The sequence below is a fragment of the Oceanibaculum nanhaiense genome, from assembly GCF_002148795.1.
Lineage (GTDB): Bacteria > Pseudomonadota > Alphaproteobacteria > Oceanibaculales > Oceanibaculaceae > Oceanibaculum > Oceanibaculum nanhaiense.
Genome location: NZ_MPOB01000004.1, coordinates 107,311 through 133,808, shown reverse-complemented (window position 1 = coordinate 133,808; position 26,498 = coordinate 107,311). Strand labels below are relative to the sequence as shown.

28 protein-coding genes are annotated in these 26,498 nt (G+C 64.3%); 12 read left to right on the top strand and 16 right to left on the bottom strand.

Annotated features, from left to right (window positions below):
- Window positions 1-118 precede the first annotated feature (118 nt).
- Both BKM74_RS08115 and BKM74_RS08110 read right to left on the bottom strand, forming a co-directional pair.
- Window positions 119-355 (bottom strand): DUF1127 domain-containing protein, encoded by a 237-nt coding sequence (locus BKM74_RS08115; protein ID WP_176342455.1) that lies wholly within the window; start codon window positions 353-355, stop codon window positions 119-121.
- Between the two features lie 254 nt (window positions 356-609).
- Window positions 610-858: a DUF1127 domain-containing protein gene (locus tag BKM74_RS08110; RefSeq protein WP_086465205.1), complete on the bottom strand. Its 249-nt coding sequence runs from the start codon at window positions 856-858 to the stop codon at window positions 610-612.
- 155 nt (window positions 859-1,013) lie between these two features.
- On the opposite strand from BKM74_RS08110, the gene BKM74_RS08105 reads away from it, so the two are divergent.
- Together BKM74_RS08105 and BKM74_RS08100 are read left to right on the top strand one after the other, a co-directional pair.
- Window positions 1,014-1,919 (top strand): transcriptional regulator GcvA, encoded by a 906-nt coding sequence (locus BKM74_RS08105; RefSeq protein ID WP_086465499.1) that lies wholly within the window; start codon window positions 1,014-1,016, stop codon window positions 1,917-1,919.
- A 94-nt stretch (window positions 1,920-2,013) separates the two neighbouring features.
- Window positions 2,014-3,273, top strand: a complete 1,260-nt coding sequence (locus BKM74_RS08100) for an MFS transporter (RefSeq protein WP_086465204.1) — start codon at window positions 2,014-2,016, stop codon at window positions 3,271-3,273.
- A 6-nt stretch (window positions 3,274-3,279) separates the two neighbouring features.
- Here BKM74_RS08100 and BKM74_RS08095 read toward each other — a convergent pair whose 3' ends face one another.
- Window positions 3,280-3,570, bottom strand: coding sequence for a SemiSWEET family sugar transporter (locus BKM74_RS08095; RefSeq protein ID WP_086465203.1), 291 nt, complete (start codon window positions 3,568-3,570; stop codon window positions 3,280-3,282).
- Between the two features lie 257 nt (window positions 3,571-3,827).
- Between BKM74_RS08095 and thrS the strand changes: the two genes are divergently transcribed.
- The 7 genes from thrS to lepA all read left to right on the top strand — a co-directional run bounded on the left by thrS (window position 3,828) and on the right by lepA (window position 12,739).
- Window positions 3,828-5,741 (top strand): threonine--tRNA ligase, encoded by a 1,914-nt coding sequence (gene thrS / locus BKM74_RS08090; RefSeq protein ID WP_086465202.1) that lies wholly within the window; start codon window positions 3,828-3,830, stop codon window positions 5,739-5,741.
- Between the two features lie 88 nt (window positions 5,742-5,829).
- Entirely contained in the window at window positions 5,830-6,366 is a 537-nt protein-coding gene (gene infC, locus BKM74_RS08085; protein WP_086465201.1) for a translation initiation factor IF-3, read from the top strand.
- 158 nt (window positions 6,367-6,524) lie between these two features.
- A complete protein-coding gene (gene rpmI / locus BKM74_RS08080) occupies window positions 6,525-6,725 on the top strand; it encodes a 50S ribosomal protein L35 (protein ID WP_086465200.1) in 201 nt (66 codons plus the stop codon).
- Window positions 6,726-6,736: 11 nt separating this feature from the next.
- Window positions 6,737-7,102 carry a 50S ribosomal protein L20 gene (gene rplT, locus BKM74_RS08075; protein ID WP_086465199.1) on the top strand — a complete coding sequence of 122 codons (366 nt, stop codon included), beginning with the start codon at window positions 6,737-6,739 and terminating at the stop codon, window positions 7,100-7,102.
- A gap of 114 nt (window positions 7,103-7,216) precedes the next feature.
- Window positions 7,217-8,293 carry a phenylalanine--tRNA ligase subunit alpha gene (gene pheS / locus BKM74_RS08070; protein WP_086465198.1) on the top strand — a complete coding sequence of 359 codons (1,077 nt, stop codon included), beginning with the start codon at window positions 7,217-7,219 and terminating at the stop codon, window positions 8,291-8,293.
- Window positions 8,290-10,701, top strand: a complete 2,412-nt coding sequence (gene pheT / locus BKM74_RS08065) for a phenylalanine--tRNA ligase subunit beta (RefSeq protein ID WP_086465197.1) — start codon at window positions 8,290-8,292, stop codon at window positions 10,699-10,701. Before pheS ends, pheT begins: the two co-directional genes overlap by 4 nt.
- 229 nt (window positions 10,702-10,930) lie before the next feature.
- Window positions 10,931-12,739 carry a translation elongation factor 4 gene (gene lepA, locus BKM74_RS08060; RefSeq protein WP_086465196.1) on the top strand — a complete coding sequence of 603 codons (1,809 nt, stop codon included), beginning with the start codon at window positions 10,931-10,933 and terminating at the stop codon, window positions 12,737-12,739.
- 159 nt (window positions 12,740-12,898) lie between these two features.
- On the opposite strand, the gene BKM74_RS08055 is transcribed toward lepA, so the two are convergent.
- Window positions 12,899-14,188: an NCS2 family permease gene (locus tag BKM74_RS08055; RefSeq protein WP_086465195.1), complete on the bottom strand. Its 1,290-nt coding sequence runs from the start codon at window positions 14,186-14,188 to the stop codon at window positions 12,899-12,901.
- A gap of 247 nt (window positions 14,189-14,435) precedes the next feature.
- On the opposite strand from BKM74_RS08055, the gene BKM74_RS08050 reads away from it, so the two are divergent.
- Window positions 14,436-14,774, top strand: coding sequence for an ArsR/SmtB family transcription factor (locus BKM74_RS08050; protein ID WP_086465194.1), 339 nt, complete (start codon window positions 14,436-14,438; stop codon window positions 14,772-14,774).
- Entirely contained in the window at window positions 14,771-15,250 is a 480-nt protein-coding gene (locus BKM74_RS08045; RefSeq protein WP_086465193.1) for an SRPBCC family protein, read from the top strand. The genes BKM74_RS08050 and BKM74_RS08045 overlap by 4 nt, the downstream gene beginning before the upstream one ends.
- Before the next feature lie 15 nt (window positions 15,251-15,265).
- Here the strand turns inward: BKM74_RS08045 and BKM74_RS08040 are convergent, their stop codons facing one another.
- Both BKM74_RS08040 and BKM74_RS08035 read right to left on the bottom strand, forming a co-directional pair.
- A complete protein-coding gene (locus tag BKM74_RS08040) occupies window positions 15,266-15,823 on the bottom strand; it encodes an isochorismatase family protein (RefSeq protein ID WP_086465192.1) in 558 nt (185 codons plus the stop codon).
- 32 nt (window positions 15,824-15,855) lie between these two features.
- A complete protein-coding gene (locus BKM74_RS08035) occupies window positions 15,856-16,548 on the bottom strand; it encodes a glutathione S-transferase family protein (protein ID WP_086465191.1) in 693 nt (230 codons plus the stop codon).
- 124 nt (window positions 16,549-16,672) lie between these two features.
- Between BKM74_RS08035 and BKM74_RS08030 the strand changes: the two genes are divergently transcribed.
- On the top strand, window positions 16,673-17,083 hold the full coding sequence (locus BKM74_RS08030) for an HIT domain-containing protein (protein WP_086465190.1): 411 nt from the start codon (window positions 16,673-16,675) through the stop codon (window positions 17,081-17,083).
- A gap of 210 nt (window positions 17,084-17,293) precedes the next feature.
- Here the strand turns inward: BKM74_RS08030 and BKM74_RS08025 are convergent, their stop codons facing one another.
- The 10 genes from BKM74_RS08025 to sufB all read right to left on the bottom strand — a co-directional run bounded on the left by BKM74_RS08025 (window position 17,294) and on the right by sufB (window position 26,481).
- On the bottom strand, window positions 17,294-18,295 hold the full coding sequence (locus BKM74_RS08025; protein ID WP_086465189.1) for a 4-hydroxyproline epimerase: 1,002 nt from the start codon (window positions 18,293-18,295) through the stop codon (window positions 17,294-17,296).
- Between the two features lie 11 nt (window positions 18,296-18,306).
- Complete coding sequence (locus BKM74_RS08020) at window positions 18,307-19,224, bottom strand: dihydrodipicolinate synthase family protein (RefSeq protein WP_086465188.1); 918 nt, start codon at window positions 19,222-19,224, stop codon at window positions 18,307-18,309.
- Between the two features lie 41 nt (window positions 19,225-19,265).
- Entirely contained in the window at window positions 19,266-20,243 is a 978-nt protein-coding gene (locus BKM74_RS08015; protein WP_086465187.1) for a proline racemase family protein, read from the bottom strand.
- Between the two features lie 123 nt (window positions 20,244-20,366).
- Window positions 20,367-20,702: a HesB/IscA family protein gene (locus tag BKM74_RS08010; RefSeq protein WP_086465186.1), complete on the bottom strand. Its 336-nt coding sequence runs from the start codon at window positions 20,700-20,702 to the stop codon at window positions 20,367-20,369.
- 82 nt (window positions 20,703-20,784) lie between these two features.
- Window positions 20,785-21,186 (bottom strand): SUF system Fe-S cluster assembly protein, encoded by a 402-nt coding sequence (locus BKM74_RS08005; RefSeq protein ID WP_086465185.1) that lies wholly within the window; start codon window positions 21,184-21,186, stop codon window positions 20,785-20,787.
- 2 nt (window positions 21,187-21,188) lie between these two features.
- Complete coding sequence (gene sufU / locus BKM74_RS08000) at window positions 21,189-21,653, bottom strand: Fe-S cluster assembly sulfur transfer protein SufU (RefSeq protein WP_086465184.1); 465 nt, start codon at window positions 21,651-21,653, stop codon at window positions 21,189-21,191.
- Complete coding sequence (locus tag BKM74_RS07995) at window positions 21,653-22,903, bottom strand: aminotransferase class V-fold PLP-dependent enzyme (RefSeq protein WP_086465183.1); 1,251 nt, start codon at window positions 22,901-22,903, stop codon at window positions 21,653-21,655. The genes sufU and BKM74_RS07995 overlap by 1 nt, the downstream gene beginning before the upstream one ends.
- Window positions 22,900-24,228 (bottom strand): Fe-S cluster assembly protein SufD, encoded by a 1,329-nt coding sequence (gene sufD, locus BKM74_RS07990; protein ID WP_176342453.1) that lies wholly within the window; start codon window positions 24,226-24,228, stop codon window positions 22,900-22,902. The genes BKM74_RS07995 and sufD overlap by 4 nt, the downstream gene beginning before the upstream one ends.
- 7 nt (window positions 24,229-24,235) lie before the next feature.
- Window positions 24,236-24,988 (bottom strand): Fe-S cluster assembly ATPase SufC, encoded by a 753-nt coding sequence (sufC, locus tag BKM74_RS07985; protein ID WP_086465498.1) that lies wholly within the window; start codon window positions 24,986-24,988, stop codon window positions 24,236-24,238.
- A 35-nt stretch (window positions 24,989-25,023) separates the two neighbouring features.
- A complete protein-coding gene (gene sufB / locus BKM74_RS07980) occupies window positions 25,024-26,481 on the bottom strand; it encodes a Fe-S cluster assembly protein SufB (RefSeq protein WP_086465181.1) in 1,458 nt (485 codons plus the stop codon).
- Window positions 26,482-26,498: the final 17 nt, after the last annotated feature.

Genomic DNA, 26,498 nt, shown 5'->3' with positions numbered 1-26,498 from the left:
GCCTGAATCGGATATCTGATTCAGGCTGAAACGTGAATCCGCCTCTAATCAATACCATAGAGGGCGATTCACGCTTTAAATCGATCACTTAGGTGATCGCATTTAAAGCGATCGCACTCTAGCGGATCATCCAGAAAGTGGGACCGAAGGCACGGTCAAGTTCCGCGCGTGTCAGCCCGACATCGCGCAATTGCCGGGCATCGAGTTCCTGCAATTCGTACCGGGATGACGCACGCGACTGGGCATCGGCCAGCCAGGACAGCAGGCCGAAAATCAGGCTGCGCACACCGATCCGAGGCATCCGGGCCGGCATACGGGCGGAAGCCGGCTGAGTTTTCATCATAACAGTGGCCATTCGACCCTCCATCGCTAAGGCTGAATTGTCTTCATGACAATATGGAGACGTTCGCCTTCCCTGTTTCCTGTATATTCATTTACTTAGAGCGAGATCACAAACGACGCTTTTTCATCATCGGATTAGTTAAATTGATGTTGAAACAAGCCCGCAAAAAAACGCCTCCGGTCGAAACCGGAGGCGCAAGGCGGGGTTGGTGAAGCAGAGGAGCCGGCCGCGGGCAAGCCACGCGGCCAAGGCATCTGACGGGTGCTTCAGGCCCGCCAGAACGGCTTGGCGACCTCCGGGGCGATATCGGCGCGGCTCAGCGCAACATCCTTCAGCCCGCGCTCGTCGAGGCCCGCCAGACGGTGGCGCTGTATCGCGCGCTCCTGCCAGGCAATCAGCAGATCGACCAAGCCGATCAGCAGGACGCGGACGGTAGGGATGCCGAAACCACGCTGGGAGACGCCCCCGGAGACAGCGGTGGCGGATAACGGAAGGCCGGTATTGACAGCAGACATGGCACTCTCCTCGAACGGCCAAATTGTCCTAATGACAATCCCAGACCGTCAAATTATTGAGATGATGCTTATATCTGCCTTTTCTTTGAAGCTGACAAAGGATAGTTTTTTATCATGGTGATAAGATTTTCTAATGCTGAATGGATATCGAGATCATGTCCCGCCGCCTGCCGCCGCTGACCGCCGTCCGCGCCTTCGAGGCCGCCGCCCGGCATCTGAGCTTTACCAAGGCCGCCGACGAGCTGCATGTGACGCAGGCGGCGATCAGCCATCAGGTGAAGTCGCTGGAAACCTGGCTGGGCCTGCCGCTGTTCCGGCGCGGCAGCCGTGCGCTGTTCCTGACCGAGGAGGGGCAGAGCTACCTTGCCGTGGCGCGCGACTCTCTGGACCGGCTGGCCGAGGGCACCGGGCGGCTGCTGGCGCGCGACCGCGCCGGCCGGCTGACCGTCTCCACCTTCCAGTCTTTCGCCGCGACTTGGCTGGTGCCGCGCCTCGGCCGGTTCCGCGCGCAGCATCCGGAGATCGATGTCTGGGTCGCCGCCAACGACAAGATCGTGGACTTCAACCAGGAAGACGTGGATTGCGCGATCCGCTACGGCACCGGCGGCTGGCCGGGTGTCAAGGCGGTGCGCTTCATGACCGAGAGCGTGTTCCCGGTATGCAGCCCGAAACTGCTGGACGGGCCGCACCCGCTGCGCACGCCGGAGGATCTGAAGCACCACACGCTGCTGCACGACCATATGCACGAGGATTGGCGGATGTGGCTGCTGGCCGCCGGCATCGACGATGTGGACCCGACGCGCGGTCCCTCCTTCAGCCATTCCAGCATGGTGTTCCAGGCCGCGATCAACGGCCAGGGGCTGGCGCTGGGGCGCAGCCCCCTGGTGCGCGACGCAATTGCCGACGGCACGCTGGTGCAGCCCTTCAAATTCGCGCTGAACGCCTATCACTCCTATTTCTTCGTCTGCCCCGAGGCATCAGCCGAGCGGCCGAAGATCACCGCCTTCCGCGACTGGCTGTTCGCCGAGGCGGAGAATGACGGGATGCGCATCGTCGAATAGCCCAAACATCCGCCCAGACACCTTCTTGTAACCTTCTGGCATCTATCCCAGAATAACCGCCAAGCAAGAACCGCTAACAAGGCCGGAGCCCCTCATGCGTGACGCCATCCCGGCGATCCTGGCCATCGTTCTGGGCGTGATGATCCTGCAGCTCGGTAACGGCCTGATCGGCGTCCTGGTGCCGTTGCGCATGGGCCTGGAAGGCCTGTCGCCGACGATGATCGGCGTCGTCGCCACCTTCTATTCCTTCGGCTTCCTGATCGGCTGCCTGCTGATGCCCAGGCTGGTACGCGGCATCGGCCATATCCGCACCTTCGCCGTGTTCGCCGCCGCCGTCTCCGCCTCGACGCTGGGCCTGACGCTCGGCATCGACTGGATGCTATGGGGCTGCCTGCGCTTCCTGATGGGCATCTGCATGGCCGGTCTGTTCAGCGTGGCAGAAAGCTGGATCGTGGCACAGGCGCCGCAGCCGATCCGCGGCCGCGTGCTGTCACTGTACATGATCTCCAACAAGCTGACGCTGGCCGGCGGGCAGATGCTGCTGGCCATCGGCGATCCGATGGGCACGGGGTTCTTCCTGCTGATCAGCGCCTGCGCCTCGCTGTCGCTGATCCCGGTGGCGCTGACCCGCGCCGTCACCCCGCCGCCGCCGACCGTCGCCACCATGTCGCTGAAGGAGTTGTATGCCATCGCGCCGGCGGCGCTGATCGGCTGTGTGGCGACCGGCCTGATGAACGCGGCGGTGATCGGCATCACGCCGCTCTATGGCCTGCAGATCGGGCTGGCCGCCGGCCCCATCGCGGCGCTGGTCTCGGTCATGCAGATCGGCAGCCTGTTCGCGCAATGGCCGATGGGCTGGCTGTCCGACCGCATCGACCGCCGCCGGGTAATCGTCGGCGGGCTGGCGGTCGTCCTCGCGGTGTCGCTGGCGATTGCCCTTCTCGGCCCCATCCTGCCGGTGTGGATGCTCTATGCGCTGTTCGGCATCTGGGGCGCGACCGGCCTGTCGATCTATGCGCTGTGCATCGCGCATGCCAGCGACTTCGCCGAACCCGGCCAGATGGTGCCGCTGACCAGCACACTGCTGCTGTCCTGGGCCATCGGCTCGACCATTGGCCCGCTGCTCGCCACGCTGGTCATGGAACTGATCGGCCCGGCCGGCCTGTTCTTCTACGCCGCCGTCATTTCCGCCGCGACCGGGGGCTTCGTTGCCTACCGCATGACCCGCCGCGCCTCGAAGCCGGCCGATCTGCGCGGGAAATTCGTGAATGTGCCGGCCAGCAGCCCGCAGGCGATGAAGCTCGATCCGCGCATGCCGATGGGCAAGGACGATTCGGAACCCGGCGTGAAATAGGCCGGGTTACACCGGACCCGGCGTGCGGAAGCGCAGCTTCGCTGCCAGGATCGCCAGGATCAGCACCGCCGTCACCGCGTTGGCCAGGATCAGTGGCAGCGACTCCAGCGCCAGCCCATAGCACAGCCACAGCAGCACGCCGGCCAGGAACAGCAGCAGCATCGCCAGCGACACGTCGCGCGCCGAGCGGCTGCGCCAGGCCTTCAGCACCTGCGGCAGGAAGGAGATCGTGGTCAGCACGGCGGCGATGCCGCCGACCAGTTCGACCAATTCGGGAGAGAGAAACGGAACGGGCATGGCCCGCAGCCTCTATTGCCTAGGGGTTTCTCAAAGTGGAGGTTGCGCAAGATATTGCGACCGCGGCGGATAGTGCCGCGCCGCCCGGCGACCCGCAAGAGGGCAAATCGCGGCGCCAAATCGCGATGCTGCCAGGCGCGACGCCACGCCCGCTTGACACGCCAAGGCGGCGCATTAGAGTTGCAGCCCTTTTGCCGCGCTGCGGCAGAAGCCCCATATAGTGTGTTCACCGCAACCCAATCGGAACGCGACAGATCATGGTTTCCATCACGCTCCCCGACGGCAGCGTCAAGCAGTTCGAGGGCCCGGTCACGGGCGCGGACGTCGCTGCGTCAATCGGTGCCGGCCTCGCAAAGGCCGCGCTCGCCATCAAGATCAACGGCGACGTGAAGGACCTGGCGAGCACTATCACCACCGATTCCCGGATCGAGATCGTCACCACCAAGCATCCCGACGCGCTGGAACTGCTGCGCCATGACGCCGCCCATGTGCTGGCCGAAGCGGCGAAGGAGCTGTATCCGGATGTGCAGGTGACGTTCGGACCGGCGACAGAGACCGGCTTCTATTACGATTTCGCGCGCGCCGAGCCGTTCACGCCGGAAGACCTTGAGACGCTGGAAGCGAAGATGCGCGAGATCGTCGAGCGCAACGAGACGATCACCCGCGATGTCTGGAGCCGCGACCAGGCGGTCGCCTATTTCGAGTCCATCGGCGAGAAGTACAAGGCCGAGCATATCGGCAACATCCCGGCGGACGAGGACATCTCAGTCTATACGCAAGGTGCGTTCACCGATCTGTGTACCGGCCCGCATCTGCCCTCCACCGGCAAGCTGGGCAAGGCCTTCAAGCTGCTGAAAGTGTCTGGCGCCTATTGGCGCGGTGACGCCAATAACGACCAGCTACAGCGCGTCTATGGCACCGCCTTCGCAACGAAGGAGGAGCTGGAGGCCTATCTGCTGCAGGTCGAAGAAGCGGAGAAGCGCGACCATCGCCGCATCGGCCGCGAGATGGATTTGTTCCATATTCAGGAAGAGGCCGTTGGCAGCGTGTTCTGGCACCCCAAGGGCTGGACGCTGTACCGCGCCGTCGAAGCCTATATGCGCCGCAAGCTGGACGCCGCCGGCTATGTCGAGGTGAAGACGCCGCAGCTGATTGACCGCGCGCTGTGGGAAGCCTCCGGCCATTGGGAGAAGTTCCGCGAGAACATGTTCACGGTGGAGACCGAGGATGACCGCATCCTGGCGCTGAAGCCGATGAACTGCCCCGGCCATGTGCAGATCTTCCGCCAGGGACTGACCAGCTATCGCCAGCTGCCGATCCGCATGGCGGAATTCGGCGCCTGCCACCGCTACGAGCCGTCGGGGGCGCTGCATGGCATCATGCGGGTGCGGTCCTTCACCCAGGACGATGCGCACATCTTCTGCACGGAAGACCAGATCACCGACGAGACGATCCGGTTCTGCGCCCTGCTGCAGAGCGTCTACAAGGATTTCGGCTTCACCGATGTGAAGGTGAAATTTTCCGACCGGCCGGAAGTCCGCGCCGGCGAGGATGCCACCTGGGACCGCGCCGAAGGCGCGCTGAAGGATGCGGTGGAAGCCGCCGGCCTGCCCTACACGCTGAACCCCGGCGAAGGCGCCTTCTATGGCCCGAAGCTGGAATTCGTGCTGCGCGACGCCATCGGCCGCGACTGGCAGTGCGGCACGCTGCAGGTCGATTTCGTGCTGCCGCAGCGCCTCGACGCCTCCTATATCGCCGAAGACAGCCAGAAGCACCGGCCGGTCATGCTGCACCGGGCGATTCTGGGTTCCTTCGAGCGCTTCCTCGGCATCCTGATCGAGCAATATGCCGGCAAATTCCCGCTCTGGCTCGCCCCGGTGCAGGCGGTGGTCGCGACCATCACCAACGAGGCCGATCCCTACGCCGAGGAGGTCGCCGCCACGCTGAAAGCGGCCGGCCTGCGCGTCGAGACCGATTTGCGTAACGAGAAGATCAACTATAAGGTGCGCGAACACAGCCTGGCTAAGGTGCCGATTTTGCTGGTGGTCGGCCGCCGCGAGGCGGAAGAACGCAAGGTCGCGATGCGGCGTCTTGGCGGCGACAAGCAAGAAGTGCTTGCGCTTGAGGACGCACTTCATAGACTTAAAGAGGAAACGCAGCCGCCGGCATGATGGCCGGTCATGGTTGCGATTGCCCGTTGCCGTATGGGAAGGCGGCAACGTGGTTCGTTTTGCCTTCCCGATCAGACGGAGGTGTTAAATAGCTCGTTTCCAACCAGACGCCGCGCCCAGCAAGGATGGTCCGCGGGTCAATGAAGATATTTCTTCCGACACGCTGCGCGTGATTGGCGAGAATGGGGAGAATCTCGGGGTGATGTCCCGGCGGGACGCATTGCGCGCCGCCGAAGATGTGGGTCTCGATCTGGTCGAGATTTCGCCCGGCGCCGCACCGCCGGTCGTGAAGATTCTCGATTACGGCAAGTTCAAGTACGAGGCGCAGAAAAAGCGCAACGAAGCGCGCAAAAACCAGAAGATCATTGAGGTCAAGGAAATCAAGATGCGTCCGAATATCGACGATCATGATTACGACGTCAAAATGCGCAGCGTGAACAAGTTCCTGACCGATGGCGACAAGGTGAAGGTCACCATGCGCTTTCGCGGCCGCGAGATGGCCCACCAGGATATCGGCATGAATGTGCTGATGCGGGTGAAGGACGATGTCGAGGAACTGGCCAAGGTCGAACAGTATCCGAAGCTGGAAGGCCGCCAGATGGTGATGGTGATCGCGCCGCGCTGAGGCGCGCCGAAAACCGCACCGCACGGCCTTGCTTTCCGGCCAAGCACTCTGTATAAACCGCCTTCCCTCAGGCTCCGGCCTGATGGGGAAAGGCCGCGCCATGGCTTGTAGGGCATGCCTGGCTGGCCAATGTGAACCCGTAATATTGTGAGGTTGAAATGCCCAAGATGAAGACCCGGAGCGGAGCCAAGAAGCGCTTCCGCCTGACCGGCAGCGGCAAGGTGAAGATGGCCGTGGCTTTCAAGCGCCACGGTATGCGCAAGCGTCCGACCAAGATGCTGCGTCAGCACACCGGCACCAAGATCATGAGCGCGCAGGATGCTGCACGCGTCAAAAAATTCTTTCTTCCGAACGGGTAAGGAGAAGCTAGATGGCACGCGTCAAGCGGGGCGTCACTTCCCACGCCCGTCACAAGAAGGTTCTGGATCTCGCCAAGGGCTATCGCGGCCGGGGCAACAGCAGCTTCCGCATCGCGCTGGAGAAGGTCGAGAAGGGGCTGCAATATGCCTATCGCGACCGTCGCAACAAGAAGCGCGACTTCCGCGGCCTGTGGATTCAGCGCATTAACGCAGCCGCGCGTATGCACGGCCTGCCCTATTCGCAGTTCATGGACGGCATCAAGAAGGCCGGCATCGACATCGACCGCAAGGTCCTGTCGGACATCGCCACGCGCGAGCCGGACGTCTTTAAGTCGCTGGTCGAGCAGGCCCAGGCCGCCCTCGCCAGCAACGGCTGACCAACCGTTGTGTCGCCTGCGGTCCCATCAGGGGCCGTGCCGGCGATTAAAGTGATAAGAGGGGCGGTCCTGCGGGGCCGGCCCTCTTTTCGTATCGGGAAGACGGGACGAACGATGGAAGACCTCAACCGACTGCGCGACGAATTGCTGGCCGAAGTGGGCCAGGCCACCGATCTGGAGGCGCTGGACCGCGCCCGCGTCGCCGCCCTTGGCAAGAAGGGCCGCATCACCGAGCTGATGAAACAGCTGGGCGGCCTCGACCCCGATGCCCGCCGCCAGGCCGGCCAGGACCTGAACCAGGTGAAGGATGCGGTGGCCGAAGCCATCGAGCAGCGCAAGACCGGGCTCGCCGATTCCGCGCTGAACGCCCGCCTCGCCGCTGAGCGCATCGACGTGTCGCTGCCGCCCCGGCCGGAGCAGCGCGGCTTCATCCACCCGATCAGCCAGGTGATGGACGAGCTGACGGCGATCTTTGGCGAAATGGGTTTCGCCGTCGCCGAAGGCCCGGACATCGAGGATGATTTCCATAATTTCGGGGCGCTGAACATTCCGCCGGAACATCCCGCCCGGCAGGAGCACGACACCTTCTATCTGCCGGACCGCGCAGACGGGGCGAAGATGGTGCTGCGCACCCACACCTCGCCGGTGCAGATCCGCACCATGCAGAAGACCACGCCGCCGATCCGCATCATCGCCCCCGGCCGCACCTACCGCAGCGACCACGACGCCACCCATTCGCCGATGTTCCATCAGGTCGAGGGGCTGGTGATCGACGAGAAGACCCATATGGGCCATCTGAAGGGCTGCCTGATCGAGTTCTGCCGCGCCTTCTTCGGCGTGGACGATCTGCCGGTGCGCTTCCGCCCGAGCTATTTCCCCTTCACCGAACCCTCGGCGGAGGTCGATATCGGCTGTACCCGCAAGGGTGGCGAGCTGACCATCGGCGCCGGCGACGACTGGCTGGAAATCCTCGGCTCCGGCATGGTGCATCCGCGCGTGCTGGAGAATTGCGGCATCGATTCCACCAAGTACCAGGGCTTCGCCTTCGGCATGGGGATCGAGCGCATCGCCATGCTGAAATACGGCATTCCCGACCTGCGCACCTTCTATGACAGCGATCTGCGCTGGCTGAAACATTACGGCTTCGTGCCGCTGGACGTACCGACGCTGACCGGGGGGCTGGCCCGATGAAATTCACCCTGTCCTGGCTGAAGGAGCATCTCGACACCGATGCGCCGCTGGAGGAGATCGTCCGCACCCTCTCCATGATCGGCCTTGAGGTCGAAGGCGTGGAGGATCGCGCCGCCGCCCTCGCCCCCTTCACCGTCGCTCATGTCATCTCCGCCGAGCAGCACCCCGACGCCGACCGGCTGCGCGTCTGCAAGGTCGATACCGGCACCGAAGTGGTGCAGGTGGTGTGCGGCGCGCCGAACGCGCGCACCGGCATGAAGGGCGTGTTCGCGCCGGTGGGCAGCCATGTTCCCGGCACCGGCATCGACCTGAAGAAGGGCACGATCCGCGGCCAGGACTCCAATGGCATGCTGGTCTCCGAGCGCGAGCTTGGCCTTTCGGACGAGCATGACGGCATCATTGAGCTTCCCGAAGATGCGCCGCTGGGTCTCGCCTTCGCGAAATATGCCGGGCTCGACGATCCGCTGATCGACATTGCCATCACGCCGAACCGTGCCGATTGCCTGGGTGTGCGCGGCGTGGCCCGTGACCTGGCGGCGGCCGGCCTCGGCACGTTGCGCAAGCTGGACACCTCCAAGCGCAACGGCAGCTATCCGAGCCCGGTCGTCTGGCGCCGCGACTTCCCGGCGGATGCCATGGATGCCTGCCCCATCGTGGTCGGCCGGCATTTCCGCAATGTGAAGAACACCACCTCCCCGCGCTGGCTGCAGGACCGGCTGAAGGCGGTTGGACTGCGCCCGATCTCGGCGCTGGTGGACATCACCAACTATGTGATGATGGACCTTGGCCGCCCGCTGCATGTCTATGATGCCGACAAGATCGAGGGCGGCCACCTCACCATCCGCTTTGCGAAGGACGGCGAGAAGTTCCAGGCCCTGAACGGCAAGGAATACACGCTGGACAGCGAGATCGTCGCGATCGGCGACGATCACGGCGTGGACGACCTTGCCGGCGTGATGGGCGGCGAGCGCACCGGCGTGTCGGACGAGACCACGAGCGTGTTCCTGGAAACCGCGATCTTCGACCCGATCCGCGTCGCCATGGCCGGCCGCAAGCTGAACCTGCTGTCGGACGCGCGCTATCGCTTCGAGCGCGGGCTGGACCAGACCTCGCCGTTCTGGGGCACCGACGTCGCCACCCGGCTGATCCTCGAACTCTGCGGCGGCGAATGCAGCGATATCGTTGTCGAGGGCACGGAGCCGGAATGGCGCCGCAGCTACGATCTGCGCATCGGCCGCATCGCCGAGCTGGGCGGCGTCGCCGTGAAGCAGGGCGAGGCGCTGCGCATCCTCGACATCCTTGGCTTCGAGGCGGAGCCGAAGGCAGATGGCGTGTTCTCCGTCACCCCGCCGCCCTGGCGCGGCGACATCATCGGCGAGGCCGATCTGGTGGAAGAGGTGCTGCGCATCCACGGCTATGACAACATCCCAGTCGAGCCGCTGCCGCGCGAAACCACCATGCCGCAGCCGGCCCTGACCCCGGCGCAGCGCCGCGTGCCGCTGGCCAAGCGCGCGCTGGCATCGCGTGGCATGGTGGAGGCGGTCACCTTCTCCTTCATGCCGTCGAGCCAGGCTGCCCTGTTCGGCGGGCCGGTGAAGCCGGAGATGATGCTGGCCAACCCGATCTCCGCCGATCTGGACGCCATGCGCCCGTCGATTCTGGGCAATCTGCTGGCCGCCGCGCAGCGCAACGCCAATCAGGGCTACCCCGATCTGGCGCTGTTCGAGGTCGGCCCGCAATATGCCGACCCGACGCCGAAGGGCCAGTCCCAGATGGCGACCGGCATCCGCGCCGGTGCGACCGCGCCGCGCGACTGGACCCGGCAGCAGCGCCCGGTGGATGCCTTCGACGCCAAGGCCGACCTCCTGGCCCTGCTGGAGGTTCTGGGCGCGCCGGCGGCCAATGCGCAGGTCTCCACCGACGCGCCGGACTGGTATCATCCCGGTCGCTCCGGCTGCCTGCGCCTCGGCCCCAACGTGCTGGGCTGCTTTGGCGAGCTGCATCCGCGCCTGCTGCAGGCCTACGACCTTAAGGGACCGGTGGCCGGGTTCGAGCTGTTCCTCGACCGGGTGCCGATGCCGAAGGCAAAGAAGGGCTCGACCAAGCCGTTCCTGAAGCTCTCGCCCTTCCAGCCGGTGGAGCGTGACTTCGCCTTCGTGGTGGGGACGGAGATCGCCGCCGAACAAATCCTGCGGGCCGCCAAGGGCGCCGACAAGGCGCTGGTCAGCGAGGTTGGCGTGTTCGACGTCTATGAAGGAACGAACCTCGGCGAGGGCAAGAAGTCGGTGGCGATCAGCGTTACATTGCAGCCGACCGAACGCACGCTGACCGAGGAGGATATCGAGGCGGTCAGCCAGAAGATCGTCGCCCAGGTCGAGAAGGCCACCGGCGGCAGTCTCCGGCGGTAAGTTTCTCTCCGGCCGTCACCCCCGCACTTGTTGCGGTGGTCCGGGCTTCTGCTTACTGGATGCTTGTAGAGTGAGCTGAAGCTTGGATTTCCGGGACCCCATGGAGCTTGGGCCCGGGAATGACGGTGGACGCGAGAGTGAAACCACATATTTTCCTAGCCGCCGGCCCCGCCTTTAGGCAAACAGGTCGGTGACAGGAATTCTGGATCAGGAAAGCGTTTCGATAAACATGTCGATCCCGCAGAAAAACATCCGCAACTTCGCCATCGTGGCGCATATCGACCACGGCAAATCCACCCTTGCCGACCGGCTGATCGAGCGCTGCAGCGCGATGCAGTCGCGCGAGATGAAGGAGCAGTTGCTCGACTCGATGGATATCGAGCGCGAGCGCGGCATCACCATCAAGGCGCAGACCGTACGCCTGCCCTATATCGCCAAGGACGGGCAGGAATATCTGCTGAACCTGATCGATACGCCGGGCCATGTTGATTTCACCTATGAGGTCAGCCGTTCGCTGGCGGCCTGCGAGGGCTCGCTGCTGCTGGTCGATGCCAGCCAGGGTGTCGAGGCGCAGACGCTGGCCAATGTCTATCTGGCGCTGGACGCCAATCACGAGATCGTGCCGGTGCTGAACAAGGTCGATCTGCCGGCCGCCGATGTCGACCGCGTGAAGCAGCAGATCGAGGATGTGATCGGGCTGGACGCCTCGGACGCCATCCCGATTTCCGCCAAGACCGGTGTCGGAATCGACGACGTGCTGGAAGCCATCGTCCACCGCCTGCCGCCCCCGGTCGAGGCCGACCCCGCCGCCCCCTTGCGCGCCCTGCTGCTGGACAGCTGGTACGACGCCTATCTCGGCGTCATCATCCTGGTGCGCGTCGTCGATGGCACGCTGAAGCATGGCACCAAGATCCGCATGATGGCGACCGGCGCCGCGCATCCGGTGGACCGTGTCGGCGTGTTCAACCCGAAGCGCATCGAGGTTGCCTCCCTCGGGCCGGGTGAGCTGGGCTATATCACGGCCGGCATCAAGACCGTGGCGGACTGCCGCGTCGGCGACACGCTGACCGAGGAACGCCGCCCGGCGACCAAGATGCTGCCCGGCTTCAAGCCGTCCATCCCGGTCGTGTTCTGTGGCTTGTTCCCGGTCGATGCCGCCGATTACGAGCATCTGCGCGACAGCCTGGGCAAGCTGGCGCTGAACGATTCCAGCTTCCATTACGAGGCCGAAAGCTCGGCGGCGCTGGGCTTCGGCTTCCGCTGCGGATTCCTGGGGCTGCTGCATCTGGAGATCATCCAGGAGCGGCTGGAGCGCGAATTCGACCTCGACCTCATCACCACCGCGCCCAGCGTGGTCTACAAGATTCACATGACCGACGGCTCGATGATCGAGCTGCACAACCCGGCCGATTTCCCGGATGTGGTGAAGATCGATCATATCGAGGAGCCGTGGATCAAGGCGACCATCTTCGTGCCCGACGAGTATCTCGGCCCGATCCTGACGCTGTGCACCGAACGGCGCGGCGAGCAGATCGAGCTGACCTATGTCGGCAACCGCGCCATGGTGGTCTATCGCCTGCCGCTGAACGAGGTGGTGTTCGATTTCTACGACCGCCTGAAATCGATCAGCCGCGGCTATGCCAGCTTCGACTATCAGCTCGATTCCTATATCGAGGGCGAGCTGGTGAAGGTCTCCATCCTGGTGAACCAGGAGCCGGTCGATGCGCTGTCCATGCTGGTCCATCGCAGCCAGGCGGAATATCGCGGCCGCTCGATCTGCGAACGGCTGAAGGATCTGATCCCGCGCCAGCTGTTCAAGATCGCCATCCAGGCTGCCATCGGCGGCCGGGTCATCGCCCGCGAGACGGTCGCCGCGATGCGCAAGGACGTGACCGCGAAGTGCTATGGCGGTGACGTTAGCCGCAAGCGCAAGCTTCTCGACAAGCAGAAGGAAGGCAAGAAGCGGATGCGGCAGTTCGGCTCCGTCGAAATCCCGCAATCGGCCTTCATCGCCGCCCTGAAGATGGGCGACAACTGAGTAGCGCCCCCCTACTCCAACCGTCTCCCCACACTCCGTCCGTCACCCCCGCACTTGTTGCGGGGGTCCAGGCCTCAGCTTGCTGGATATCGCCCGAGGAAGCTGAACCCTGGATTCCCGGGACAAGCCCGGGAATGACAGCAAGAGGAAGGGCGCGCCTCAGATCACGATGAACTTCACCACGAACAGCACCGCCAGCACATAGACCACGGGGCTGGCCTCGCCGGCGCGGCCGGACAGCAGCTTGATCGCGGCATAGGTGATGAAGCCGAAGGCGATGCCGTGGGCGATGGAGAAGGTCAGCGGCATGCTGAGTGCGGCCACCACGCCCGGCACATATTCCGTCACATCCTCCCAGTCGAGTTCGGCCAGGCCGCGTGTCATCAGGCAGGCGACGAACAGCAGCGCCGGCGCCGTCGCATAGGCCGGCACCGTGCCGGCCAGCGGCGACAGGAACAGGCAGGCGAGGAACAGCACGGCCACCACCACGGCGGTCAGGCCGGTGCGCCCGCCCGCCTTGATGCCGGCGGCACTCTCGATATAGGAGGTGGTGGTCGAGGTGCCGAGCGCCGAGCCTGCCACCGTCGCCACGCTGTCGGCCATCAGCGCCCGCTTCAGCCGTGGCAGGCGGCCCTCGGCGTCCAGCAGGCCGGCGCGGTGCGCCACGCCCACCAGCGTGCCGGCGGTATCAAACAGATCGACGAAGAAGAAGGCGAACACCACCGCCAGCAATCCCACCTGCAGGGCGCCCGCAATGTCGAGCTGCAGGAAGGTCGGGCTGGGGTCGGGCGGCAGGCTGGCGATGCCCTTGAACTCGCTGACGCCCAGCAGGATGCCGGCCATTGTGGTCGCCAGGATGGCGATGATGATGGCGCCAGGCACGCGCTTGGCGTCCAGCGCCACCATGACGATGAAGCCGCATACCGCCAGGATGACCGACGGCGCGGTCAGCGCGCCCAGCGTTACCAGCGTCGCCGGATGGGCGACCACGATGCCGGCATTCTTCAGCGCGATGATGCCGAGGAACAGGCCGATGCCGGCCGAGATCGCCATCTTCAGGCTGCGCGGGATGGCGTTGATGACCCATTCGCGCACCGGCAGGATGGTGAGGATGATGAACAGCACGCCGGACAGGAAGACGGCGCCCAGCGCGACCTGCCATGTATGCCCCATGCCCAGCACCACGCCATAGGTGAAATAGGCGTTCAGCCCCATGCCCGGCGCCAGCGCGATGGGATAGTTGGCGTACAGCCCCATGATCGCCGTGCCGATGGCGGCGGCGAGGCAGGTGGCGACGAAGACCGCGCCGAAATCCATCCCCGCGTCCGACAAGATCGCCGGATTGACGAAGATGATGTAGGCCATGGTCAGAAAGGTGGTGATTCCCGCCAGAATCTCCGTGCGCACGGTCGTGCCATGCGCGCTGAGCTTGAAATACTGCTCGAGCATTCCGTGTGTTCCCCCAAAAGAAAGCCTGAAAGAAAGCCCCAAAGACAGCCCGGGCACCCCGCCCCTCGGCGGGCGCCCCCTCGTCCCGCTTATACACGGGAGTGTCACAGGGCTCCACCCGGCATATTGTTGATATCAACAGTTAGGTATTGACCTAAGTTTCTTGCCGGGCTATGGCTGCTGCACCGACAGCAACGGAGGCTGCATGGCGACACCCGGAGCCGCTACAGAAAACGCCGGTGGAAAATTGGCGGAAGCAGCCATCGTGGATGGCATCTTCCGTGCCCTGTCCGACCCGACGCGCCGCCAGGTGCTGGAACGGCTAAGCGCCCGTCCGGCCTCCGTCAGTGAACTGGCCGCCCCTTACGACATGGCCCTGCCTTCCTTCCTGCAGCACCTGAAAGTGCTGGAGAAGAGCGGGCTGGTGCGCTCGCGGAAGGCTGGCCGGGTGAGGACCTACAGCATCGCGCCGGAACGGATGAAGCTCGCGGAGGATTGGCTGGAACGGCAGCGCAGCATGTGGGAGCGCAGACTTGACCGGCTGGACAGCTATCTCATGAAAATGAAAGAGGAAAATTCCGAATGACATCGTCCATCATCAAGATTGACCCGACACTGGACCTCGTGCTGGAACGCGAGATCGACGTGCCTGTGGAACTCGTCTGGAAGGCCTGGACAACGCCGGAGCATCTGAAGGAATGGTTCCCCTGGAGCATCACCGCCTGCGAGCTGGACCTGCGCCCCGGGGGAATCTTCAGCACCACCATGCGTTCGCCGGAGGGAGAGGAATTCCCCAATCTCGGCTGCTATCTGGAGGTGACGCCGCTGGAACGGCTGGTCTTCACCGACACGCTGCTGCCCGGCTACCGCCCCGCACCGAAGCCCTTCTTCACCGGCGTGCTGGAACTGTCGCGCATCAGCAGCGGCACGCGCTACAAGGCCATCGCCATCCATGGCGACGAGGAAACCCGCAAGAATCACGAAGAGATGGGCTTCCACGATGGCTGGGGCACCGTGGCCACCCAGATGGTGGACTACATCAAGGCCGGCCGCCTCGGCTGAGGTGCTCCCCTGACCTCACCCCCGCACTTGGTGCGGGGGTGACGCCTCCGCCAGCAGATCGGCGGTTGGCAGCACACGCACCGGCGGATCGGCGATCAGTTCACTCCACAGCCAGTTATGGTGGCGGATGACCGCAGGCGCTTCCAGATGCGGCCGGTCGCTGAGCGTATGGGCGTCCGCCGCCACCACAGCGGGGAAACCGTGCGAGACGGTGGAGCGCACCGTCGAATCGACGCAGAAATCGGTGGCCCAGCCGCAGACCAGCACGCGCAACGGAGTCAGGTCCCGCAATATCGCCGCGAGGCCGGTGCCGGCATAGGCATCGTTCAGGGTCTTCCCGACCTCGATATCCTCGGGCGCGCGTACCAGCGCCGGCAGGAATTCCCAGCCCGGCGACCTCGCCTCGAACCCGTCGCCCGGCCGGCCGCAATGGCGTATCCACACCGCCCGGCCGCCGCTGCCGCGCACCATCGCCGTCAGCGCGTTGATGCGCGCGACCACGCCGGCCAGATCATGATTCGGCGCACCATCCAGCATCCCGGCCTGCATATCGACGATGAGGATAACGTCCATCGCAAGAAAAAGGGGGCTTTCGCCCCCTCCCCTCACCTTTTCTCGTACTGTTTCGCGCCGAACATGATCTCGCGCTGTTCGTCGGTGATCGGGCCGGTGCGGCGGTGTTCGGCCAGCACGCCGAGGCCCTTCTGCACGGCGGGCCGGGCTTCCAGGCTCTCGCGCCAGCGCTTTACCTCCGGGTACTGTTCGATATCCACGCCCTGCCGGTCGGGATAGCGCAGCCAGGGCATGATCGCCATGTCGGCGATGGAATAGTCGCCAGCCACATAGTCGCGGCCCTGAAGGCGCTTGTTCAGCACGCCATAGAGCCGGTTCGCCTCGTTCGAATAGCGGTTCATGGCGTATTCGATCTTCTCCGGCGCGTATTGCAGGAAATGGTGCGCCTGGCCCAGCATCGGCCCGAGGCCGCCCATCTGCCACATCAGCCATTGCAGCACGTCGTAACGCGCCTCCCCGCCCTTGGGCAGGAACTTGCCATGCTTGTCGGCGAGGTAGATCAGGATGGCGCCGCTCTCCATCACCGCATAGGGCCTGCCGTCCGGCCCTTCATTATCGACGATGGTCGGCATCTTGTTGTTCGGATTCAGCTTCAGATACTCAGGCTCGAACTGCGCGCCCTTGCCGATATCGACCGGAATGACGTTGTAGGGCAGGCCCAGTTCCTCCAGCAGGATGGAGACCTTGAAACCGTTCGGTGTGGGCCAGGTGTAGAGATCGATCATGTCGCGGTCCTTTCCTTGGACGGACGAATGGGTATTCTGGCCCCAAGGTAGAGGCAGCGGGCGGCGTCTCCAAGAGGCCATCCCGTCACCTGTGCCATGAATGACAGGAAAGAATGACAGCATCATGACGGATTTCACCCTGCATCCGCAGCTCGCCGCCGACACGCTGACGGTCGGGCGCTATACGCTGTGCCGCGTGCTGCTGATGATGGATGCGACCTATCCCTGGCTGGTGCTGGTGCCGGAGCGCCGGGATATCCGAGAAATCCACGAGCTGCCGCCGGAGGACCGGGCGGTGCTGATGGAGGAGATCGTGCGCACCACGGAAGCGCTGCAGGCGCGCTTCAGCCCGACCAAGCTGAATGTCGCAGCACTGGGCAACATGGTGCCGCAGCTACATGTGCATGTGATCGCCCGCTTCGCCACCGACCCGGCCTGGCCGGGACCGGTCTGGGGCAAGGTGCCGCCCCGCCCCTATGCTGCGGGCGAGGCGGAGAAGCTGATCGTCAGTCTGCGGCCCCTGCTGGGGGTTTAGGGGGCAGTTCCACAGCCCCTCCTTCTACTCTCACCGTCACCCCCGCACTTGTTGCGGGGGTCCACGCCTCGGCTTGCTGGATATCTGCCGAGCAGGCTGAACCCTGGATTCCCGGCACAAGGCCGGGAATGACGGTCATTGATAATTCAACTTCTGGAATCGCTCCCAGCACCCATGGGGGCTTTTTGCGGGAATGACGCTTTCGCGAAACTACACCACCTGGAAACCGTGGGCGTAGGGATCCCGGTCATCGACGAAGATGGTGTTGAGGCCGGTCACCCGCGCCCAGCCGGCGACCGAGGGCAGGATGGCGTCATGGCCGGCGAGGCTGGTCGCGGACTCAACCCTTCCCTCAAAGAGACTGCCGATGATGCTTTCGTGCACGAATTCGTCGCCGGGACGAAGCTTTCCCTTCGCCGCCAGATGCGCCATGCGGGCCGAGGTGCCGGTGCCGCAGGGCGAGCGGTCGATGGCCCTGTCGCCATAGAACACGGCGTTGCGGCCCTGCGCCTTTGGATCGCGCGGCTTGCCGGTCCACATGACATGCGAGACGCCGCTGATCGTCGGGTTCTCCGGATGCACCGGCTGCAGCTTCTCCTGCATCAGCCGGCGCACGATGGGCGAATAGTGCAGCACCTCACCCGCCGACAGGCTTTCCAGCCCGGCATAATTCTTCTGCGGCTCGACAATGGCGTAGTAATTGCCGCCATAGGATACATCGACCACCAGCTCGCCCAGTTCCGGCACATCAATGGTGATATCCGATGCCTCCAGGAAGGAGGCGACGTTGAACAGCCGCACCTTCTCCACGAAGCGGCCATCCATCTCGTACTCGACATCGACCTTGCCGGCCGGCACGTCGAGCGACAGCTTGCCCTCGACGCGCGGCGTCACCAGCCCCTGCTCCAGTGCCACCGTCACCGTGCCGATGGTGCCGTGCCCGCACATCGGCAGGCAGCCGGAGGTCTCGATGAACAGCCAGCCGATGTCGCAATCCTCGCGCAGCGGCTTGTAGAGGATCGAACCCGACATCATGTCGTGGCCGCGCGGCTCAAACATCAGGGCGTGACGCACCCAGTCGAAGCGCTGCAGGAAATCCTGCCGGTAGTCGCTCATCGACGCGCCCTTGAGGGTCGGGCCGCCGCCCACGACAACCCGGACCGGGTTGCCGCAGGTATGGGCATCGACGCAGAAGAAACTGTGGCTGGTCATGGCGCGCCGGGTCAGGCGACGGAGGGCAGCTTGTCGAGGTCGGGGCGGGTCTTCACCGCCTCCTCGATGATCTTCGTCACACGGGCGCGCTCCTCACCCTCCAGCACCAGGCGGGGGCTGCGCACCATCTCGCTGCCGCGGCCGACGATCTGCTCGGCCAGCTTGATGTACTGCACCAGCTTCGGGAAGGTATCGAGATGCAGGCTCGGCATCAGCCAACGATAGATCGGCAGCGCCTCCTCATAGCGGCCGGCCAGTGCCAGCTCCATCATCCGCACGCTCTCGCGCGGGAAGGCATTGGTCAGGCCGGAGACCCAGCCGACCGCGCCCAGCAGCACGCTCTCGATCACCAGATCGTCCACCCCGGCGAACAGCACGAAACGGTCGCCCAGGATGTTGTGCACGTCGTTCAGCCGGCGCACATCCTCCGAGGAATCCTTCAGCGCGACGATGGTTTTCTCGTCGGCCAGCTGCGCCAGGCTCTCGGTCTTCAGGTCAACCCGGTACACCATCGGGTTGTTGTAGATCATGATCGGCAGGCCGCTAGCCCGCGCCACGGTGCGGAAATGCTGCACGGTCTCGCGCGCATCGGAATTATAGACCATGCCCGGCAGCACCATCAGGCCATCTATCCCGATTTTCTCTGCCGCTTTCGCATACTCCGCCGCCTGCGCCGTGGTGAATTCGGCAACACCGGAGAGGATCGGCACCTTGCCGCCCGCCACTTCCTTGGCGGCGCGCAGCATGGTCAGCTTCTCCTCGGGCCGCAGCGAGCAGTTCTCGCCCACCGTGCCCAGCATGATGAAACCGTTCACGCCATCGTCGATCAGCCGCTGCATGGTGCGCTGCGTCGATTCGACATTCAGGCTCTCATCGGCGTTGAACTGCGTCGTGACCGCCGGAAACACACCCCGCCAGTTGACCTGCATGGCTTCTTCCCCCTCATGAAACTGACTCTTGTGTAAAGACGCTAGCGCAGCAGGAAGCCTTCCCGCAAGGGGTCATCCGGTTCCGCGTCGAATTGCGCGCGACCGGTATAGAAGGCCTGCCCGCCAACGCGGGCGATAATCGCCCTGTGCCGGCCTGCTTGTGTCGTCTCCATCACCGCGCCGGTGAAATCCTGCCCGGTGACGCTGCGGAACAAGCGCTGCTGGCCGGGGCGGATCAACCCGCGCGCGTGCTGCAGGGCCAGCCGTGCGGTGACGCCGGAGCCGGTCGGGCTGCGGTCCACCTGCCGCCCGGCGAAGATGCAGACATTGCGGGTGGGCGCCTCCTCCCAGGCATCGCGGCCATCGGTCAGGATGGTGCCATAGAGAAAGGAGAGATCGGGCGAATCCGGGTGTTCGAGCGCGATCTGCGCGGCGGCGGCCTCGGTAATGGCCTCGCCGGCATCGGTGAGATCGCGTACGGAGGAGCGCTCGACATCCAGCCCGATGCTGTCCGCCGGCAGCACGGCATAGAAGGCGCCGCCATAGCCGATATCGACCATGACCGGCCCCCAGTCGCGCGTCTCCACCATGCGGTCGCGGGCGAAGGCGAAGGCCGGCACGCTGTCGAACCGCACCGCGCCCGGCCTGCCGTCCGTCACCGCGACATGGGCGCGCACCAGGCCGCAGGGGCACTGGATATTCACCAGCACCTCCGGCTCGGCCGCCGGCACCAGCCCGTTATCGACGGCGTAACGGCCCAGCGCGATGACCGCATGGCCGCACATGGTGGAATAGCCTTCATTGTGCATGAACAGCACGGCGAGATGCGCTTCGGGGTGGTCCGGTTTGACCAGCAGCGCGCCATACATGTCGGGGTGGCCGCGCGGCTCCTCCATCAGCATCCGGCGAAGGGAGTCGTGCTTCTCCCGCGCCTCGCGGCGCTTGTCGAGCAGCGTGGCGCCGGTTAGGACCGGCCAGCCGGATACGATGATCCGGACCGGCTCACCCGCCGTATGCATTTCAACAGTTTCAATTGGGGATTCAATGGGTTGCATTGCCTGTCCTGCCATGGAACCTCAGTGAGGCGGCAGGATCAGGTTACGCGAGGCCGATCAGACGGGAAAGCGTCAGACGTCAAACGATCAGACGTGGAAGCTCTCGCCGCAGCCGCAGCGGCCCTTCTCGTTCGGATTGGTGAAGGTGAAGCCGGAGGTGAACCTGTCTTCCTGATAATCCATCTCGCTGCCGATCAGGAACATGACGGCGGCAGGATCGATAAAGATCCTGACACCCTTATCCTCGACCACTTCCTCGAACTTCTTCTTCTCGTCGGCATATTCGATGACATAGGACATGCCGGAACAGCCGCGCGCCTTCACGCCGACGCGCAGGGCCGCGACCGGCTGCTCGCTGCGCGACATCAGGGCGCGCGCGCGCTCGGCGGCGGCATCGGTCAGGGTAATCACTTGATGGGCCATGGTCGCGACCTCCGAAACTCTAAACTCGGGTAACAGTATAACACCAACTGACAGATAAGCAGCAATCAGCCGATATCCAGGATTAACCGATATCCAGGGCCAGCTTGGCATCCTCGGACATGCGGTCGGTGGTCCAGGGCGGCTCCCAGGTCAGTTCCACCTCGACTTCGCCCACCCCTTCGACTGCCGCCACTGCGTTGGCGACCTGCACCGGCATCTCGCCAGCGACGGGGCAGGCCGGCGCGGTCAGCGTCATCATGATATGGACGTTGCCATCCTCTTGCCGGTTGATGGCGTAAATCAGGCCAAGCTCGTAGATGTTCACCGGAATTTCCGGATCATGCACGGTGCGCAGCGCCTCGATGATGGCTTCTTCCGAGGCAGCGGCGACGCCGGGCGCCAGCGGTGCACCCGCATAGGCGGTGGTGCCCTCATCGACCGGCTTGCCGAAGAACGGTTCCAGATCGACAGCATAGGGGTTCATCGTCAATCCTCCGTGGATATCTGGTCCTTGCCCTCGATGGCGGCGGTCATGGTGTGCCAGGCCAGCGTCGCGCATTTCACCCGGCTGGGGAATTCGCGCACGCCCGACAGCACTTCCAGCCGTTCGAGGTCATCTTCAAGGCCCGGCGCCGGCTGGACCGCCTCGCCGGTGCACATGGCATGGAAATGCTCGAACAGCTGCTTCGCCTGCGCCTCGGTCTTACCCTTCATAACTTCCGTCATCAGAGACGCAGAAGCCGTTGAAATCGCACAACCTTTGCCGATGAAGCTGACATCCTGCACGATGCCCTTCTCGTCCATTGCCAGATAGACGACAAGCTGGTCGCCGCACAGCGGGTTATGGCCATGCGCATGGTGGCTGGCATTGTCGATCTGCCGGAAATTCCGCGGCCGCTTGCCGTGGTCCAGGATCACTTCCTGGTAAAGGTCGCGCAAATCGTCGGACATCAGTCGAACATCTCCACTACCAGATCCAGCGCCTCTGCGAGCTGGTCCACCTCGGCCTTGGTGCTGTAGAGGCCGAGCGAGGCACGCGCCGTCGCCGGCACGCCCAGCCGTTCCATCAGCGGCTGCGCACAATGATGCCCGGCGCGGATCGCCACGCCGGCGCGGTCCACGATGGTGCTGATATCGTGCGGGTGCGCGCAATCGATGGTGAAGGAGATCACCCCCGCCTTGCCAGCCGCCGTACCCTGGATATTCAGCCCCTTCACCGCCGACAGGCGCTGGGTGGCGTAGTTCAGCAGCTGCGTCTCGTGGCGAGCGATGCGCTCGATCCCCAGCCCTTCGACATACTGGATCGCGGCGCCCAGCCCAACCGCCTCGACGATGGCCGGCGTACCGGCCTCGAACTTCTGCGGCACATCGGCCCAGGTCGATTTCGCGAAAGTGACGGTGCGGATCATGTCGCCGCCGCCCTGATAGGGCGGCATGGCGGTCAGCAGCTCCTCGCGCCCGTACAGCACGCCGATGCCGGTCGGGCCATAGAGCTTGTGGCCGGTGAAGACATAGAAGTCGCAACCGATATCCTGCACATCCACCTTGCGGTGCACGACCGCCTGGCTGCCATCCAGCAGCACCTTGGCGCCCGCCGCATGGGCTAGCGCCGTGATCTCCTTCGCCGGCGTCACCGTGCCCAGCACGTTGGAGGTATGGGTCAGCGCCACCAGCTTTACGCCGTCCAGCCGCTTCTCGTACTCCGCCATCAGCCAGGAACCGTCATCGGCGATGGGCACGATGCGCAGCTCGATGCCGATCTCGTCGCGCAGCATCTGCCAGGGCACGATATTGGCGTGATGCTCCATCTCGGAGATCAGCACCGCGTCGCCCGCCTTCAGGAACTTCCGACCATAGCTGGAGGCGACCAGGTTAATGCCCTCGGTGGCATTGCGGGTATAGACGATCTCCTTCACCGAGCGGGCATTCAGGAAGCGCCGCACGATCTCGCGCGAGCCTTCATAGGCGGCGGTCGCCCGCTCGCTCAACAGATAGGCGCCACGATGCACATTGGCGTAGCCGGAGGTATAGACCGCGTTCATCGCGTCCAGCACCGCCTGCGGCTTCTGCGCCGAGGCGCCGCTGTCGAGGAAGGCAAGCGGCTTGCCGCGAATATCGGTCCGGAAAACCGGGAAGTCGCGGCGCGCCGCCTCCACATCATAGGGCGCGTCGGCCAGGACATTCTGTGTCATCGCCGTCATGACCGTTCCTTCCTTGCCTTCAGCCAGGCCCCGACCACGCGCTGAAACGGCAGCCGCGCCTCGGCATTGCCCATCTCGTCCAGCGTTTCCTGCACATAGGCCTCGATCAGCAGGGCACGCGCCGCAGCGCGGTCGATGCCACGGGCCTGCAGATAGAACAGCTGCTCTTCCGCCAGCTCGCCCACGGTGGCGCCATGGCTGCACTTCACGTCGTCGGCGTAGATTTCCAGTTCCGGCTTGGCGTTCACCTCGGCCTCGCGGGAAAGCAGCAGCGCCCGGTTCAGCTGGTGGCCGTCGGTGCGCTGCGCATCGCGCCGCACCAGGATCTTGCCCTGGAACACGCCATGCGCGCGCTCGTCGAGCACACCCTTATAGACCTCGCGCGAGGCGCAATCCGGCACCGCATGGTCGATGAAGGTGGTGCTGTCCAGATGCTGCCGCCCGGCGCCCAGATAGGCGCCATTCAGATGGCAGCGGGCATTCTCGCCATTCAGCGTCACCTGAACCTCGTTGCGGGCCAGCCGGCTACCGGTCTGCAGCACGAAGCCGTCATAGAAGCCGCCAGCCGCAACGCTGACGCGGGTGTTGGCGATGTGGAAGGCCTCATGCGACTCGTTCTGCAGCTTGTAATGCTCCAGATGCGCGCCCTCGCCCAACATCGCCTCCATGACAGAATTGGAGAAGTAGGTGCCGCCGAGGCCGGCATGGCTCTCGAACAGCGTCGCTTTCGCGCCCTTGCCCAGAACCACCAGCAGGCGCGGGAAGAAGGCCAGCGGGCGATCCGCCACCGCACCGACCGACACCAGATGCACCGGGCGGTCGAGCACGGCGCCCGGCTCCAGCCGCAGCACCAGCCCATCGTCAAGGAAAGCCGTGTTCAGATCGGCGAAGGCGTTCTCCTCCTCCTCCGCCAGCCGGCCGAGATGCACGGAAAGCGACTGTTCGTCTTCGCGGATCGCCTCGGACAGCGGCAGCAGGGTCACCCCCGCCGGCAGCGCCTCGAGGGTGGAGAGATCGGCGCGGAAGCGGCCATTCACGAAGGCCAGCACATGGCCGTTCACTGCCAGCAGGCCGGAGCGCGGCAGGCTGTCCAGCGCCACCGGCGCCGCACCTTGCGCTGGCGCGAAATCGGCCGCGGCAAGATCCTTCAGATTGGTGAAGCGCCAGGCCTCGGTTTTGGTGGTCGGCAGGCCGTTCTGCCGGCAGCGCGCGGCACTGTCGGCACGCAGCGCCGCCAGCCAGCCGATGCCCGCGCCGGACAGCGACGGCGCCAGATCGGCATGGCGGTCGGCGAAGGGGGCCGGGAAAGAGGGGACAACCGCCATGATCGCCTCAGGCCGCTTCGGTATCGACATAGCCGGCATAGCCGGTGGCTTCCAGCTCCTGCGCCAGCTCCTTGCCGCCCGACGCCACGATGCGGCCAGCGGACAGCACATGCACCTTGTCCGGCACGATATAGTCCAGCAGGCGCTGGTAATGGGTGATGACGAGCATCGAGCGTTCCGGCCCGCGCAGGGCATTCACCCCATCGGCGACGATGCGCAGCGCATCAATATCGAGGCCGGAATCGGTCTCGTCCAGCACCGCGAAGCGCGGCTCCAGAACCGCCATCTGCAGGATCTCGTTGCGCTTTTTCTCACCGCCGGAAAAGCCAACATTGACCGCGCGCTTCAGCATCTCGTCGGTGACGCCCAGCAGCTTGGTCTTCTCGCGCAGCATCTTCAGGAACTGCATCGCATCGACTTCCGGCTCGCCGGCGGCCTTGCGGCGCGCGTTCACGGCGGCCTTCAGGAAGGTGGTGTTGGCGACGCCCGGAATTTCAACCGGATACTGGAAGGCCAGGAAGATGCCGGCGACGGCGCGCTCGTCCGTCTCCATCTCCAGGATGCTCTGGCCATCGAACAGCACATCGCCCTCGGTCACCTCATAGCCCTCACGGCCGGCGATGACATAGGACAGCGTCGATTTGCCGGAGCCATTCGGCCCCATGATGGCGTGTACCTCGCCCGCCCCGATGGTGAGGTCGATCCCCTTCAGGATCGGCTTCCCGTCAACGGTGGCGTGCAAATTCTTAATTTCAATCAAAGACATGGCTTTATCCGTTCAGTTGCGGCGGCACCTTAGCCGACGCTGCCTTCCAGGCTGATACCGATGAGCTTCTGCGCCTCGACGGCGAACTCCATCGGCAGTTCCTTCATCACTTCCTTGCAGAAGCCGTTCACGATGATCGAGACGGCATCCTCCTCCGACAACCCGCGCTGCTTGCAATAGAACAGCTGGTCCTCGCTGATCTTCGCGGTGGTCGCCTCATGCTCGATCTTGGCGGTCGGGTTGCGCTGCTCGATATAGGGCACGGTGTGTGCGCCGCATTTGTCGCCGATCAGCAGACTGTCGCACTGGGTGTAGTTCCGCGCGTTCTCCGCCTTCGGCAGGATCTTCACCAGCCCGCGATAGGTGTTGTTGGCGCGGCCGGCCGAGATGCCCTTGGAGATGATCGTCGAGCGCGTGTTCTTGCCGATATGGATCATCTTGGTGCCGGTATCGGCCTGCTGCATGTTGTTGGTGATGGCGACGGAATAGAACTCGCCGACCGAATTCTCGCCCTGCAGGATGCAGCTGGGATATTTCCAGGTGATCGCCGAACCGGTCTCGACCTGGGTCCAGGAGACCTTGGAGTTGCGGCCCCGGCAGGCGGCGCGCTTGGTCACGAAATTATAGATGCCGCCCTTGCCGTTCTCATCGCCCGGATACCAGTTCTGCACCGTCGAGTATTTGATCTCGGCATCGTCCAGCGCGACCAGTTCGACCACCGCGGCATGCAGCTGGTTCTCGTCGCGCTGCGGTGCCGTGCAGCCCTCCAGATAGGAGACGTGGGAGCCTTCGTCGGCGATGATCAGGGTACGCTCGAACTGGCCGGTTTCCGACGCGTTGATGCGGAAATAGGTGGACAGCTCCATCGGGCAGCGCACGCCCTTCGGGATATAGACGAAGGAGCCGTCGGTGAAGACTGCCGAATTCAGCGTGGCGAAGAAATTGTCGCTGTAGGGCACGACCGAGCCGATATACTGGCGCACCAGTTCGCCATGGTCGCGCAGCGCCTCGGAGATCGAGCAGAAGATGATGCCCTTCTCCTCCAGCTTCTTCTTGTAGGTGGTGGCCACCGACACGCTGTCGAACACGGCATCGACAGCCACGCCGGCCAGCCATTTCTGCTCCTGCAGCGGAATGCCCAGCTTCTCGTAGGTTGCCAGAAGTTCGGGATCGACCTCGTCCAGGCTCTTCGGCTTGTCATCCTTCGACTTCGGCGCGGCGTAATAATAGGCGTCCTGATAGTCGATCGGCGGATAGCCGACCTTCGCCCAGTCCGGCTCCTCCATGGTCAGCCAGTGGCGATAGGCCTTCAGGCGCCATTCCAGCATCCACTCCGGCTCGCCCTTCTTGGCCGAGATGAAGCGAACGATGTCCTCGCTCAGCCCACGCGGCGCGCGCTCCATCTCAATATCGGTGATGAAGCCATACTTGTACTTCTGGTCTTCTACCGCCTTGACGTGCTCGAGAGTTTCAGCCGTGCCAACCATGATTTCTTGCCTATCTC